The sequence below is a fragment of the Bradyrhizobium sp. BR13661 genome (assembly GCF_029892425.1).
GTDB lineage: Bacteria > Pseudomonadota > Alphaproteobacteria > Rhizobiales > Xanthobacteraceae > Bradyrhizobium.
The window spans coordinates 40,129-54,273 of record NZ_JARXWB010000011.1 but is presented as its reverse complement, the minus strand read 5'-3'; the positions used below and the strand labels follow the sequence as shown (position 1 = coordinate 54,273).

Genomic DNA, 14,145 nt, shown 5'->3' with positions numbered 1-14,145 from the left:
GCCCTCAAGACCCCTAAATCATTGATTTTTGCGGGAAATGTGCTATATTGGGCACATTAAGCCGAACCCCCGTCAGCCCAGTTGGCCCCGTTGGGTTCCCGTGAAACCAAATGTCGAAACAGGGGCGTGGCAGTTTCCGCGCGCAGGCTGTGTCACAGAAAACGCGTAAAAAGAGTACTTCAGCGAGGGCTTCCCATAAGGAGGCCAAAAAAGTCGCCGCGGCCAGCCGTAGCGCATCCAAGGGTCGGGCCGCTGCCAAGGCGCCGCCGGCTGCAAAGTCCTCGAAGAACAAAAGAAGCGCAATGCCTAACAAGACTGCCAAACCGGCCGCGAAAGCGACCGTTGCAAAGCCTGCTGCTGCCAAGCCTGTCGCTGCCAAGGCTCCTGTCGCTGCCAAGGCTCCTGCCGCCAAGCCCGTTGCTCCGAAGGCTCCCGTTGCTGCCGCCCCCGCCAAGGCCCCCGTTGCTGCTGCCAAGCCGGCCGTGAAGGCTGCTGCACCCGCGCCGAAGGTCGAAGAAAAGAAGGTCGTGACCCAGCGCCAGGGCTTCAAGGCCAACGAATTCGTCGTCTATCCCGCTCACGGCGTCGGCCAGATCCTGGCCATCGAGGAGCAGGAGATCGCGGGTGCGAAGCTCGAGCTGTTCGTCATCAACTTCATCAAGGACAAGATGACGCTGCGCGTTCCGACCGCCAAGGTCGCCAACGTCGGCATGCGCAAGCTGTCCGAGCCCGCGCTGGTCAAGAAGGCGCTGGAAACCCTGAAGGGTCGTGCCCGGGTCAAGCGCACCATGTGGTCGCGCCGCGCCCAGGAATACGAAGCGAAGATCAATTCGGGCGACATCGTCGCGATCGCGGAAGTCGTGCGCGACCTCTATCGCTCCGAGTCGCAGCCCGAGCAGTCCTACAGCGAACGCCAGCTCTATGAAGCGGCGCTCGATCGTCTGTCCCGCGAGATCGCGGTGGTGCAGCACTCGACCGAGACCGAAGCGGTCAAGGAAATCGAGGCCCAGCTCGCCAAGAGCCCGCGCCGTACCAATGCCAAGACGGAAGCCGCTGAAGGCGAGGCGGATGCCGAGGGCGATACCGACGATACCGATGGCGACGACACCACGGTCGCCGACGAGGCTGCGTAAGCGTCTCGCCACGTTGTTTGCAAGAGATCGAAAGCCCGGCCGTTCGGCCGGGCTTTTTGTTGGACGCGTGATCCAACGGTGGTCGAACCTGGCCTACGGCTTCGCGCGCGGCTGGGTCCAGATCGCGATCGGCCGCTCCAGCCCGCGGATCGCTTGGGGATCCAAGGCCATCAGCGATGCAAATGTCTCACTTGGACTGCCGAGCTCGAGCTTGGCGCGGCTGACGAGATCGTCGCTTGCCACCAGCGCGCAGTCGAGCGTGCGCGTGAGTGCCTCCAGACGGCTTGCGACATTGACGGTCGCGCCGATCACGGCAAATTCCAGACAGGTGTGCCCAATGTCGCCGAGCACCACCGGCCCGTAATGCAGGCCAAAGCTGACGCGCATCGGTGGCTCCCCGGACGCCGCTCGCTGTGCGTTCCAGCCGTCCGCTGCAGCAATCATTGCCTGGGCACAGCGCAGCGCATTGCTGGCGTCACGCGCGCCTGCGAAGGGCGTGCCGAATGTCGTCATCAATCCGTCGCCCAGATATTTGTCCAACGTGCCGTCGTGGCGGAAAACCTCCTGCTCCATCAATCCGTGGAATTCGCGTAAGGTCCGCACCACTTCCTCCGGGGCGCGCACATCCGCAAAGGCCGTGAAGCCAACGATGTCCACGAACAGTACCGCGACGTCCTGAGTGCGCACCTGCTTCAACGGCTCGTCGTGCTTCGATAATTCCGTGACGACATTGGGCGAGAAGTAGCGCGCAAGATTGCCGCGCTCTCGCTCCACGGCGGCATGTCTGATCAATAGGTCGTTGCTGCGCCGGACCGCGAGCGCCAGCGTGACGGCGACGATCAGGAAGACGACGATCTCCTGGATGCGGAGGCCGAATCCGATCGCACTGGGCGAGATCAGCGCGAACAGCCTGTGATCGCTGCCCACCGCCTCTGCAATGCGGGCGGTCAGGGCGGGATCGCGATCAGGTTGCCACCACACCCAGGCCACGCCGATCGCCCAGAGCGCTGCGGTCCATGTGCCGACCGCGATCACGGTTCGCCAGGAATAGGCCAGTGTGGCGCCTGCGAGCAGGACGAAGAAGTAGATAAAGTTGCCGAAATGGTATTGCATCGCTACCGGCCAGTGCGTCGTGCCGAACGGGTTCGGGACGACGATGACGAATGTGAGCAGCGCCAGGTCGCAGAACAAAAGCGCCAGTTCCGACCGCGATACGCCGACCCGCCCGACCCTGACCTGGGCCCAGCCGATCAGGGCGAACAGACCGAGCAACGCCACGTAATAGAGCTGGTCCCATGCCGGGTTGATGGCCAGCAGCAGGCAGGCGATGACGGCCAGCGCGACATAGCGCGCCCGCACGGCCAGTTGCAGGCCCTCCCTCTTGCCGGCTTCGAGCGCCGCCTGTGCGAACTCAACGGTTTCGGTGTCGCGCTGGCTGCGCTCACGCGAACGCGCGGTGGACGAGCCGAGGCGCTCGACGAGCATTGTCACGGGGCGGTCTCCTCGCTTGGGCCGTTGCAGCACAGCGGCGCCGTCAGCCACCGCTTCCAACAGTCTAGTGATGCCTGCCCGCGGGGTCATCAACTCGGGCGGGTGTTTTCCTCCCCGCGCGGCGAACCGCTCACTTCACCGGCCGCTTCTCGAGCTTCCTTGCCAGCGTGCGGCGGTGCATCCCCAGCCGCCTTGCCGCTTCGGAGATGTTGAAATCGGTCTCGATCAGCGTCTGGTGGATGCGCTCCCATTCCAGCGTCTTGATCGAGGTCGGCCGCACGTCCAGCGCGACCTCGGCATTGCCCTCGGCCTTGTGGAACGCGGCTTCGATGTCGTCGGTGTTGGAGGGCTTTGCGAGGTAGTGGCAGGCACCGAGCTTGATGGCCTCGACGGCGGTCGAGATGCTGGCAAAGCCGGTCAGCACCACGATCAGCATGTCTTCGTCGTGGGTATGCAGCAGCTCGACGCAAGCGAGCCCCGAGGCGCCGCCGAGCTTGAGGTCGACCACGGCGTAGCCGAACGTTCGTCCTTCCAAGACCTGCCGGACGTCTTCGATCGAGGCGGCGAGTACGACCTCGTAGCCGCGACGTTCGAACGAGCGCTTTAGCGTGCGTGCAAAGCCCTCGTCATCCTCGACGACGATGAGCGAGCGATCAGGCGTCAAAGCTGCCTCCGATCGCGAGTGTGGCGAGCGGCAGGGTCAGGCGCACCGTAGCGCCGCGCTTCCTGTGGTTCTCGGCGGTGACGCTGCCTCCGAGCTTGCGCACCACGTTCACCACCAGGAACAGGCCGAGCCCGCCGCCGGCGCGGCCCTTGCTCGACTGATAGGGTTTTCCGAGCTGCGCCAGCATTTCCGGCGCGAAGCCCGGGCCGCGGTCGCTGATCGAGAGCACCAGATTGTCGCCCTCGCGTTCGGCAACGAGCTCGACCCACTCGCGCGAGACCTCATAGGCATTGTCGAGGACGTTGAAGATCACCTGCTTCAGCGCGATGTCGGAGACGATCGCGACGTCCTCGCCAAAGGTGTTGACGAAATAGAGCGTGCGCGCCGAGCGGGCGTCGCGCCATTCCTCGACCAGCGCGGTGACGAACGCCGTCACCGTCGTCGGCGAGGATCCTTCTCCGCGGGCCTCGCCGGCCGAGACCAGAATGCCCGTCACGATCGACTTGCAACGCTGGAGCGAGGTTTCCATTTCGGTGAGGTCTTCGGCAAGCTCCTGATCGGCGGCGAGATCCGGCATGCGGCGCCAATCGCTCAGGATGACCGAGAGCGAGGCCAGCGGCGTGCCGAGCTCATGCGCAGCGCCAGAGGCGAGCAGGCCCATCCGGACGATGTGATCCTGCTCGGCCGCATGCTGGCGCAGCGCCGCCAGATGCGCGTCGCGCTGGCGCAAATTCCTGTTGATGCGGGTTACGAACACCACCAGCAGGATCGCGTTGAGCGCGAAGCCCAGCAGCATGCCGGCGACGGTGAGCGTATAGGTCTCGCTGAGCGGATTGGGCGGCAGGTCGAGCGGCCGGTAGGCCAGCGTCAGCCAGACAAAGCACGCACAGGTCAACGCCACCAGCGACCAGGTCGAGCGGGCGTCGAGCAGCACTGCGCCGAGCGTGACCTGGAGCAGGAACAGCGAGGTGAAGGGATTGGTGGCGCCGCCGCTGAGGTAAAGCTGCGCGGTCAGCGCGGCGACATCCAGCATCAGCGCGACCAGCAACTCGTTGCTGGAGATCGCGGCGCGGTGGCGCACCCAGACCAGGCTCGACACATTGAGCAGCACCAGCGCGCCGATCACCGCGCCCATCCGGGTGAGGGGCAGGGGAATGCCGAGCCAGAAGTGCACGCCGCCGATGGTGACGATCTGGCCGACCACCGCGGTCCAGCGCAACTGGATCAGCAGCGCCATGTTCTTGCGGTTGGTCTCGTCGTCGGTCGGAGCAGCGCCGATCAGCTCGCTGCGCGCATCCGCCTGCGATTGCAGCGTGACGGCGAGCTCGCCAAATTTGTTCCCGTCGTCAGGTCGGTTCGACGATCGTTCCAGCATCTGATCCCGTCCTGCGGACGGAGGCATCGAAGCCGCCGGCCGATTCGTGGACGAAGCGCTTGCGGCGGAACAGCCCGCCGCGGAATGTGACGAAAAGCCTGCCCGCCAGCATAAAGGCCAGGGTAAACCACGTCAGCGCGTAGATCAGGTGGTTATTGGGAAAGCGGACCACGGTCAATCCGCCGATGGGATCGTTGCCGGATTGTGATCCGGCATCGGCATCGACGAAGAAGGGCGCGACGTTCCGGAGGTCCCGCGCTGCCGCGATCGCCGCAACATCCCGCGAGTACCAGCGGTTGTGCTGAGGCACGTTGTCCCTGAGAAATCCGCCCTTCGGCTCGGTCATGCGCAAGAGGCCGGTGACCTCGACCTGGCCGCCCGGATTGCCGCCTTGGCGCGTCGATGGATCTCGCCGCCCGGACGGCACGAAGCCGCGGTTGATCAGGATCGTCGCGCCGTCGTCGCGTTCGAGCGGCGTCAGCACCCAATAGCCGGGGCCTTCCTCGGTGACAGCTTGAACCAGCGTTTCACGGTCGTGCAGGAAGCGGCCGGAAACGCTGACATGCCGGTATTCGTCATTTGCGGGGGAGACCGCTGGCCATGATGCGGGCGAGGGGATCGGCTGGGCCGGGGCGTGGACACGCTGCTCGACGCGGTCGATCAACGCCAGCTTCCAGGCGCGGCGCTCGACTTGCCAGACGCCGAGGCTCATCAGAACGACGAAGGCAGTCAGCGAGAGAACCGTGAGCCACAGGCGCGGACGCGCAGCCCTTGCGGGGCTGCGCGGTTCGGCATCCTCGTGGCTCACGAGATCGCTCACTTCATCCCCGTCATCTCGTGGATCGGCATCATGTTGCTGTTGAGGTGATTCATCACCCACAGCGAACCGGACAGCGCGATCACCACCATCACGATGGTGAAGATCAGCGCCATCATGCTCCAGCCGTTCTCGGACTTCGGGCTCATGTGCAGGAAGTAGATCATGTGCACGACGATCTGCACCACCGCGAAGGCCATGATGACCAGCGCGGTGATCTGCTTGCTCGGCAGTGTGCCGCTCATCACCAGCCAGAACGGGATCGCGGTGAGCACCACCGAGAGCACGAAGCCGAGCATGTAGCCCGAGAACGTGCTGTGGGCGTGGCCGTCATCGTGGTGATGGCCGTCGGCGTGGGCGGCGTGGGTATCGGTGTTCATCGCAGAACTCCCAGGAGATAGACGAAGGTGAAGACGCCGATCCAGACCACGTCGAGGAAGTGCCAGAACATCGACAGGCACATCAGGCGGCGGCGGTTGGCCTCGATCAGGCCGTAACGCCAGACCTGCACCATCAAGGTCACCAGCCAGATCAGGCCGCAGGAGACGTGCAGGCCGTGGGTGCCGACCAGGGTGAAGAAGGCCGACAGGAAAGCGCTGCGCTGAGGCGTGGCGCCCTCGCGGATCATGTGGGCGAACTCGGTGAGCTCGATGCCGATGAAGGCGGCGCCGAACAGGCCGGTGATCAGGAGCCACATCTGGGTCTGTGCGATCTTGTTCTGCTGCATCGTCAGCATGGCAAAACCATAGGTGATCGACGACAGCAGCAGCATCGAGGTGTTCACCGCGACCAGGTCGAGGTCGAACAGATCCTTCGGCGCCGGACCGGCGGCATAATTGCCGCCGAGCACGCCGAAGGCCGCGAACAGCATCGCGAAGATGAGACAGTCGCTCATCAGATAAATCCAGAAGCCGAGCGAGGTGCTGTAGCCTTCCGGATGCGGGTGTTCGTCGGCCAGATAGAAGACCGGCTCGCCGGTTTGGATGGGATTGACAGCGACAGTCATTTACTTGGCTCCGGCGAGCAGTTTGGTGCGCGCGTCCTCGGTCCGGATGACGTCGTCAGCCGGAATGTCGAAGTCGCGATGATAGTTGAAGGTGTGGCCGATCCCGACGGCGAGCAGCGCGATGAAGCTCAACGCCGCCAGCCACCAGATGTACCAGATCAGACCGAAACCCATGGCGGTGGCGAAGCCGGCGAGAATGATGCCGGTGCCGGTGCTGCTGGGCATGTGGATCGGCTTGAACCCGGTGAGCGGACGCTGGTAGCCGCGCTTCTTCATGTCCCACCACGCGTCATTGTCGTGAACGACGGGGGTGAAGGCGAAGTTATAGTCCGGCGGGGGCGAGGAGGTCGCCCATTCCAGCGTGCGCGCATCCCAGGGATCGCCGGTGACGTCCCTGAGCTGCTCGCGCTTGAGGAAGGAGACCGCGAACTGCATCAGCATCGAGAGGATGCCGAGGAAGACGAGGCCGGCGCCGATCGCGGCGATGACGAACCAGATTTGAAGCGAAGGATCGTCGAACACGCGCAGGCGGCGGGTCACACCCATCAGGCCGAGCACATAGAGCGGCATGAAGGCCATGTAGAAGCCGGTGACCCAGAACCAGAACGACATCTTGCCCCAGAACGGATCCAGCCTGAAGCCGAACGCCTTCGGGAACCAGTAGCTGATGCCGGCGAAAGCGCCGAACACCACGCCGCCGATGATCACGTTGTGGAAGTGCGCGATCAGGAACAGGCTGTTGTGCAGGACGAAGTCGGCCGGCGGCACCGCGAGCAGCACACCGGTCATGCCGCCGATCACGAAGGTCAGCATGAAGGCGATCGTCCACATCATCGGCAGCTCGTAGCGTATGCGGCCGCGATACATCGTGAACAGCCAGTTGAACATCTTCGCGCCCGTCGGGATCGAGATGATCATCGTGGTGATGCCGAAGAACGAATTGACGCTGGCGCCCGAGCCCATCGTGAAGAAGTGGTGCAGCCAGACCAGATACGACAGGATGGTGATGACGACCGTGGCGTAGACCATCGAGGTGTAGCCGAACAGACGCTTGCCGGAGAAGGTCGAGGTGACTTCCGAGAAGATGCCGAAGGCGGGGAGAACCAGGATGTAGACCTCGGGATGGCCCCAGATCCAGATCAAGTTCACGTACATCATCGGGCTGCCGCCGAAATCGTTCGTGAAGAAGTTGGTGCCGACGTAACGATCGAGCGAGAGCAGCGCGAGCACGACGGTCAGGACCGGGAAGGAGGCGACGATCAGGATGTTGGTGCAGAGCGAGGTCCAGGTGAACACCGGCATCCGCATCATGGTCATGCCGGGGCAGCGCAGCTTGACGATGGTGCAGATCAGGTTGATGCCGGACAGCGTCGTTCCGACGCCTGCGACCTGCAATCCCCATATGTAATAGTCGACGCCGACATCAGGACTGTAGCCGATGTTGGACAGCGGCGGATAAGCGAGCCACCCGGTTCGGGCGAATTCACCGATGAACAGCGAGAGCATCACCAGCACCGCGCCGCCGACCGTCATCCAGAAGCTGAAATTGTTCAGGAACGGGAATGACACGTCGCGCGCGCCGATCTGCAGCGGCACGACGAAGTTCATCAGGCCGGTGACCAGCGGCATCGCCACGAAGAAGATCATGATTACGCCGTGGGCGGTGAAGACCTGGTCGTAGTGATGGGCGGGGAGGAAGCCCTCGGAACCGCCGAACGCGAGTGCCTGCTGCGCACGCATCATGAGGGCGTCGGCGAAGCCGCGCAGCAGCATCACGATCCCGAGGATCATGTACATGACGCCGATACGCTTGTGGTCCACGCTGGTGAACCATTCGCGCCAGAGATAGCCCCAGAGGCGGAAATAGGTGACGCCGGCGAGCAGCGTGATGCCGCCGAGCGCGACCACCGCGAAGGTGCCGACGAGGATCGGCTCGTGCAGTGGCAGCGAATCGATGCCGAGACGGCCGAAGATGAGCTTGAGAAGATCAGGAGACATGCGAGCTCTCTTTAGGAGTCGGATTTCGGACGTTGTCCGAGGAAGAAGGAGGAGGACTTCAGCGGCGAGAAGGTCGGCCGCTTGAGACCGGCGCCGATGAGCGGCGCGGTGTCGAGCGGCGCCTTGATCGCCGCGGTCGTCTGCCCCTGCGGCGCATCCGGCGTGCAGGTGCCGGCGACGAAAACAGGCTCGGGGCCGAACGCGGTGCCGCGGCGGGCGTACTTGTCGTAAGAGAGCGGCAGGGTGTTGTTCAGGCCCTCATGGCCGTTGCCGCCCTTGGCGTCGATCGCCATCATCTCGCTCTGGCACATCTTGCCGGTCTCGACACACATGTTGAGGATCAGGCGGTAGAGATCGGATTCGACCGTGCCCCAGCGGCGCACCGGCTCGTTCTCGCTCGGCTTCTCGAGCTGGAGATACTCGGCGCGACCAAGCGAACCGCCAGCCGACTTGGCCTGTGCGACCCAGGCATCGAAGCCCTTGTCGTCGAGACCCTGGAAGTTGAAGTGCATGCCGGAGAAGCCGGCGCCGCTGTAGTTCGCGGAGAAGCCCTTGTAAGTGCCGGCGTGGTTGACGACGGCGTGGAGCTTCGTCTCCATGCCCGGCATCGCGTAGATCTGGCCGGCGAGCGCGGGGATGTAGAACGAGTTCATCACCGATGACGCGGTGATGCGGAAGTTGATCGGACGATCGACCGGGGCTGCCAGATCGTTGACGGTGGCGATGCCGTAGTCCGGATAGATAAACAGCCACTTCCAGTCGAGCGCGACGACATCGACCTCGAGCGCCGCCTTGGACTGGTCGATCGCGCGATCAGCATGGATGCGGCCGAGCGTGCGATAGGGGTCGAGCAGGTGCGTACCCATCCAGGTCAGCGCGCCCAGGCAAACGATGATCAGCAGCGGCGCCGACCAGATCACCAGCTCGAGCTTGGTCGAGTGATCCCAATCCGGCTCGTAGCGGGCCGAACTGTTGGACTGGCGGTAGCGCCAGGCGAACAGCACCGTCAGCGCCATCACGGGGACGACGATCAGGAGCATCAGGACGGTGGAGATGATGACGAGGTCGCGCTGTTGCGCCGCGATATCGCCGGCTGGCGCCAGCACGACGTAGTTGCAGCCGCTGAGCGCGACTGCCAGGGGTAGCAGCGCCAGGATCTTGAGACGGGACACGGGCCGAGCCTTATGAGAATGAGTTTCTTTTGCGAGGCCAAGGGGTAGCTGCGGCGCAGCAATCCGGACATTGGACAATTTGTCCAATGTTGCACTGCGGGATGTTGAGCCAGACAAGGCCAGATTGCCTGGCGTCAAGCCGGGCGGTCGGCTTTGGTTTTCAGGACGTTAAGGGCGCACGCATGGCGACGGCACAGACCCCCGCAATGGCGGATATCCACTCGGGCGAGCACGGCCACGATCAGGCCAGTCCCGGCGAGATCGCCATCGGCGTCATCATTGGCCGCACCTCGGAATTCTTCGACTTTTTTGTCTACGCGATCGCCTCGGTGATCGTGTTCCCGCGCCTGGTGTTTCCGTTCACCAGCGAACTGACCGGCACCCTCTATTCCTTCATGATCTTCGCGCTGGCCTTCATCGCCCGGCCGATCGGAACCGTCATTTTCATGACGGTCGACCGCGAGTACGGCAAGACGGCCAAGCTGGTCTCGGCGCTGTTCCTGCTCGGCACCGCCACCGTGGCGCTGGCGTTCCTGCCCGGCTATTCCGAGATCGGCGTTGCCGCGATCTGGCTGCTGGCGCTGGCGCGTCTCGCACAGGGTCTGGCCTGGGGCGGCGCCTGGGACGGCATGGCTTCGCTGCTGGCGCTAAACGCGCCGGCGTCCAAGCGCGGCTGGTACGCGATGGTGCCGCAGCTCGGGGCTCCCCTCGGACTGATCGTGGCGAGCGCACTGTTTGCCTATTTCGCCGGAAATCTCTCGGCCGATGATTTCTTCGATTGGGGCTGGCGCTATCCGTTCTTCGTCGCCTTCGCCATCAACGTCGTGGCGCTGTTCGCGCGCCTGCGCATGGTGACGACGGAGGAATATGCCTCGCTGTTCGAGACCCGCGAATTGCAGCCCTCGCGTATCTCCGACACCGTTGCCCGCGAAGGCCACAACATCATGCTCGGCGCATTCGCGCCGCTCGCGAGCTTCGCGCTGTTCCACATGGTCACGGTGTTTCCGCTGTCCTGGGTGTTCCTGTTCACCCGCGAAAGCCCGGTGCGCTTCCTGATCATCGAGATCGTCGCCGCCGTGTTCGGTGTCGCCGCGATCGTGACCTCAGGGATCATCGCTGACCGCGTCGGCCGCAAGTCGCTGCTGATGGGATCGGCGATCGCGATCGCGATCTATAGCGGTTTTGCCCCGCAGTTGCTTGATGCCGGCGCGTTCGGCGAGACCATCTACATGGTGATCGGCTTCATCCTGCTCGGCCTCTCTTTCGGCCAGTCCTCGGGCGCGATCGCCTCGAACTTCAAGCAGATGTACCGCTACACGGCTTCCGCGCTGACCTCTGACATGGCCTGGCTGTTCGGCGCCGGCTTTGCCCCGCTGGTCGCGCTGCTGCTCGCCACCAATCTCGGCGTCATCGCCTCGGGTGCCTATCTGCTCTCGGGCGCGTTCTGGACCCTGCTCGCCCTCTGGCTCAGCGGCCAGCGCGAGGCCGGCGACATGGATGCGGGCGAGTCCTCGAACTGACGGGAATAAAATCTGGGCCGGACGATCCTGTTTGCTGCCGCAAACAGGAGATCACATGAACGTCCGGTCGAGTTCCGTCCTTCCAAGAAGCACGACAAGCCTGGCTCTTGCCGCCATCACGATCGCGCTCCTGTGCGCAGCCGGTCCTGCCGGCGCCACCGGCAACGCCGCACGCGGTCAGATGCTCTACAAGGGCTGCGCAGACTGTCACTCGATCAACGAGAACGGCGTCGGCCCGATGCACAAGGGCGTGGTCGGGCGCAAGGCGGGCAGTGTCGCCGGCTATGACTATTCGCCTGATCTGAAGAACTCGGGGATCGTCTGGACCGAGGAAAACCTCGACAAATGGCTGACCGGACCGCAGGCCATGGTGCCGGAAACCAAGATGTTCTTCGATGTGCCGGATGCGCAGGATCGCGCTGATATCATCGCTTATTTGAAGGAAAAGGCGCGGTAGGAACCGCGCCTCAATCCGTCACGATCTTCACGCGATCGCGCACCTTCACCTGTGCGTTGCGATCAAGCCCGTTGAGCACGCGAAAGCGTTCGGCGGGGTGATCGACGCCGGCCATGCGGTGGGAGAGCGATTCCACGGTATCGCCGGGCTGCACGGTGATCACCTTGATGCGCAGCGGACGTGCGGCCTGGATCTCGTCGAGCGTCAGGCGGCGGAATGAATTGACCGTCTCGCGCGCATTGCGCTCGCTCTCGGTCGATTTCTGCCGCGTGGCGAAGATGAAGCGGTAGACGTCGCTGCCGAAGCGCAGCGCATAGACCTTGAACTGCCACTGATCGCCCTTGGCGGTGGCGGACGCGGCCGGAAAACCGTTGATGATGATGTCCTCGGTGGAGGCCTTCTCGACACCCTCCATCCAGCCGGAATTGAGGTAGTCGCCGAGCGACTGCTCGGCCGGCACGCGCACGACGTCGAAGCGCATCGCCTGCGAGCCGCCCTCGCGCACGCCGATTACCGCCTGCGCGGTGTTGTCGAGCGTGAAATTGTCCGGAGCCTGAAAGGTGAAGCCGAGCTTCGGATGCAGGAACCGCCGGCCGCGGACAAAGCCCTCGCTGGGGTCTTCGCCGTAAACGAGATTGTCGATCGCGGAGAGATAGCTCTCGCGGTCGCGTTCGCCACCTTCGGGGGCCACGTATTGCCGCGCGATGGTTTGCGCATTCTGCACCCGCTCGGGCGTGGCCGGATGCGACGAGGTGAAATCCTGCGCGCGCGGGTCGAGGGAGCTCTTGCCGACCTTCAGCTCGGCATTGCGCTCCATCGCCGACAGGAACCGGGCGGCCCCATAGGGATCGAAATGAGCCTTGGCGGAGATGCCGACGCCGATGCCGTCAGCCTCGAACTCCTGATTGCGCGAAAAGCTCGCCATGGTCAGCTTGGTCTTGGCGAGTGCGAGCGCGGTGAGATCGGGATCGGTGCTCATGTCGGTGACGACACGGGTAACGATCGCGGCCTGGCGCGCCTGGTCCTCGCGCATCGCGGCGTGCTTGGACAGCACATGCGCCATCTCGTGGCTGAGCACGGAGGACAATTCCGACGTATCGCTCGCAAGCGCAAGCAGGCCGCGGGTGACATAGAGCTGGCCGTTCGGCAGCGCGAATGCGTTCACCGCACCGGAATTCAGGATGGTGACCTTGTAGCCCTGGTCGGGGCGGTCGGAGGCGGCAACCAGCCGGTCGACGGTCTTGCTGACCAGTGCTTCGAGCTTGGGGTCGTCATAGGTGCCGCCATAGCTCGCCAGGATGCGCTCGTGTTCCTTCTCGGTGGCAGGGGTCTGGGCGACAGCCGGCTTCGGCTTGGGCACCGCGACGGTCGCAGGGGCGGTCGCGGTCTGGAACCGGCCCATGTCGCCGCAACCGGCCAATGCCGTGCCCAGCAGGAGGCAAAGCGCCGCCGGCGCAGCCCGGAGGCGGCGTTTTTCGCCCTTTTTGTGCTGTTCTAGCACCCCATTCACGTCGCTTAACCCGTGCCCGGCCCGCTAAGGCCTTACCCCAATAGGCTCGTTTGCGCCCAGCAATTCAACCTGTCCCAAGAGACGCACATCGATACGCGGCCCCGCAGTCCCCTCAACCCAGCCCCGAACGCGAATACGACGATTTTCCAGGGACTTAATGGTTACCCCGACGCTCTCGAACGCCGGCAACGCTCGCTTTGAAATAGTCACAGCAAAGCCGCGTGTCCAGTTCCGTCCGAAGTTGAGGTAGGTCGTTGCCCCAGCTTGCCGGACCGACAGGACTTTGCCCTCCACCACCATAAAGCGCCCGATCCCGGCCAAAATATCGTCCGGACTTTCCGCGTTTTTTATGGCCGACGGGTCAGCCCAGTTGCCCTTTTTTTGGCGCCGCGCCTCGGCTTCCGACGCCAGCAGGGCGGCCGCGCAATCCTTATCGGTGATCTCGGCCGAGACAACGGCGTCGCCCTGGGCGAGGAGCATGGCCTGCACGGGCTTGTCGCTCTCGTCGATGAACACGAGTGCACTTTGCCGGCCATAGCGGTCGGGCGTGTCGTCCGTGCTACGCAGCGTGACGTCGCGGCCGACGAGCAAAGAGGTCAGCGCCTGCGTCGTCGTCGCTGTCGCCTCGATGCCGATGATGCGGACTTCGCGGCCGTCATCGAGGCGCACGCTGCGCGCGTCGATGATGGTCGCGACACGGCCTTCGCCCTGTGCCTCGAATTGGCACGGCGTCGCGAGCGCGGCGCGACACGCGATGAGAAGAAATGCAACGATGATGTAAAGGCGTTGCGTCACATGACCCGGAGAGGTTGCGTTAAGTGTCGATTATAACTCAAGCGAGGCAGATGACGAAATCGCAGTGTGACACGTCGGTGGTGCCTCATTCTCCGTCATTGCGAGCGCAACGAAGCGATCCGGAATCCCTCCGCGGAAAGACTCTGGCTGCTTCGCTGCGCTCGCAATGACGAGTGGAAACAATTTGCCGCAGCTCACCATTCCGCT

13 protein-coding genes are annotated in these 14,145 nt (G+C 63.9%); 3 read left to right on the top strand and 10 right to left on the bottom strand.

Features of this window, described 5'->3' with window-relative positions; genetic code table 11:
• Nucleotides 1-302: 302 nt before the first annotated feature.
• The gene (locus M2427_RS19245) at nucleotides 303-1,133 is read left to right on the top strand and encodes a CarD family transcriptional regulator (protein ID WP_280708115.1); all 831 of its coding nucleotides are present in this window, start codon (nucleotides 303-305) and stop codon (nucleotides 1,131-1,133) included.
• 93 nt (nucleotides 1,134-1,226) lie between these two features.
• On the opposite strand, the gene M2427_RS19240 is transcribed toward M2427_RS19245, so the two are convergent.
• The 8 genes from M2427_RS19240 to cyoA form a co-directional block, all read right to left on the bottom strand.
• A complete protein-coding gene (locus M2427_RS19240) occupies nucleotides 1,227-2,618 on the bottom strand; it encodes an adenylate/guanylate cyclase domain-containing protein (protein ID WP_280708300.1) in 1,392 nt (463 codons plus the stop codon).
• Between the two features lie 136 nt (nucleotides 2,619-2,754).
• Nucleotides 2,755-3,288, bottom strand: a complete 534-nt coding sequence (locus M2427_RS19235) for a response regulator transcription factor (protein WP_280708114.1) — start codon at nucleotides 3,286-3,288, stop codon at nucleotides 2,755-2,757.
• A complete protein-coding gene (locus M2427_RS19230) occupies nucleotides 3,278-4,663 on the bottom strand; it encodes an ATP-binding protein (protein WP_280708113.1) in 1,386 nt (461 codons plus the stop codon). Before M2427_RS19230 ends, M2427_RS19235 begins: the two co-directional genes overlap by 11 nt.
• Nucleotides 4,635-5,483, bottom strand: coding sequence for an SURF1 family protein (locus tag M2427_RS19225; RefSeq protein WP_280708112.1), 849 nt, complete (start codon nucleotides 5,481-5,483; stop codon nucleotides 4,635-4,637). The genes M2427_RS19230 and M2427_RS19225 overlap by 29 nt, the downstream gene beginning before the upstream one ends.
• Complete coding sequence (gene cyoD, locus M2427_RS19220) at nucleotides 5,480-5,860, bottom strand: cytochrome o ubiquinol oxidase subunit IV (protein ID WP_280708111.1); 381 nt, start codon at nucleotides 5,858-5,860, stop codon at nucleotides 5,480-5,482. Before cyoD ends, M2427_RS19225 begins: the two co-directional genes overlap by 4 nt.
• Nucleotides 5,857-6,486 carry a cytochrome o ubiquinol oxidase subunit III gene (cyoC, locus tag M2427_RS19215; protein ID WP_280708110.1) on the bottom strand — a complete coding sequence of 210 codons (630 nt, stop codon included), beginning with the start codon at nucleotides 6,484-6,486 and terminating at the stop codon, nucleotides 5,857-5,859. Before cyoC ends, cyoD begins: the two co-directional genes overlap by 4 nt.
• Nucleotides 6,487-8,484 carry a cytochrome o ubiquinol oxidase subunit I gene (gene cyoB, locus M2427_RS19210; RefSeq protein ID WP_280708109.1) on the bottom strand — a complete coding sequence of 666 codons (1,998 nt, stop codon included), beginning with the start codon at nucleotides 8,482-8,484 and terminating at the stop codon, nucleotides 6,487-6,489.
• An 11-nt stretch (nucleotides 8,485-8,495) separates the two neighbouring features.
• On the bottom strand, nucleotides 8,496-9,656 hold the full coding sequence (cyoA, locus tag M2427_RS19205) for a ubiquinol oxidase subunit II (protein ID WP_280708107.1): 1,161 nt from the start codon (nucleotides 9,654-9,656) through the stop codon (nucleotides 8,496-8,498).
• A gap of 182 nt (nucleotides 9,657-9,838) precedes the next feature.
• Here cyoA and M2427_RS19200 point away from each other — a divergent pair, with 182 nt between their 5' ends.
• Nucleotides 9,839-11,176, top strand: a complete 1,338-nt coding sequence (locus M2427_RS19200) for an MFS transporter (RefSeq protein ID WP_280708106.1) — start codon at nucleotides 9,839-9,841, stop codon at nucleotides 11,174-11,176.
• Nucleotides 11,177-11,231: 55 nt separating this feature from the next.
• Nucleotides 11,232-11,633, top strand: a complete 402-nt coding sequence (locus tag M2427_RS19195; protein ID WP_280708105.1) for a cytochrome c family protein — start codon at nucleotides 11,232-11,234, stop codon at nucleotides 11,631-11,633.
• A 10-nt stretch (nucleotides 11,634-11,643) separates the two neighbouring features.
• On the opposite strand, the gene M2427_RS19190 is transcribed toward M2427_RS19195, so the two are convergent.
• Nucleotides 11,644-13,035, bottom strand: coding sequence for a M48 family metalloprotease (locus M2427_RS19190; protein ID WP_280708103.1), 1,392 nt, complete (start codon nucleotides 13,033-13,035; stop codon nucleotides 11,644-11,646).
• Nucleotides 13,036-13,167: 132 nt separating this feature from the next.
• Nucleotides 13,168-13,938, bottom strand: coding sequence for a thermonuclease family protein (locus M2427_RS19185; protein WP_280708102.1), 771 nt, complete (start codon nucleotides 13,936-13,938; stop codon nucleotides 13,168-13,170).
• Nucleotides 13,939-14,145 lie beyond the last annotated feature (207 nt).

Excerpts from the sequence above, each read along its gene's own strand:
- M2427_RS19245 (WP_280708115.1), top strand. The coding sequence starts at position 303 with ATGCCTAACAAGACTGCCAAACCGGCCGCGAAAGCGACCGTTGCAAAG.
- M2427_RS19240 (WP_280708300.1), bottom strand. The coding sequence starts at position 2,618 with ATGCTCGTCGAGCGCCTCGGCTCGTCCACCGCGCGTTCGCGTGAGCGC.
- M2427_RS19230 (WP_280708113.1), bottom strand. The coding sequence starts at position 4,663 with ATGCTGGAACGATCGTCGAACCGACCTGACGACGGGAACAAATTTGGC.
- cyoD (WP_280708111.1), bottom strand. The coding sequence starts at position 5,860 with ATGAACACCGATACCCACGCCGCCCACGCCGACGGCCATCACCACGAT.
- cyoC (WP_280708110.1), bottom strand. The coding sequence starts at position 6,486 with ATGACTGTCGCTGTCAATCCCATCCAAACCGGCGAGCCGGTCTTCTAT.
- cyoB (WP_280708109.1), bottom strand. The coding sequence starts at position 8,484 with ATGTCTCCTGATCTTCTCAAGCTCATCTTCGGCCGTCTCGGCATCGAT.
- M2427_RS19200 (WP_280708106.1), top strand. The coding sequence starts at position 9,839 with ATGGCGACGGCACAGACCCCCGCAATGGCGGATATCCACTCGGGCGAG.
- M2427_RS19195 (WP_280708105.1), top strand. The coding sequence starts at position 11,232 with ATGAACGTCCGGTCGAGTTCCGTCCTTCCAAGAAGCACGACAAGCCTG.
- M2427_RS19190 (WP_280708103.1), bottom strand. The coding sequence starts at position 13,035 with ATGGGCCGGTTCCAGACCGCGACCGCCCCTGCGACCGTCGCGGTGCCC.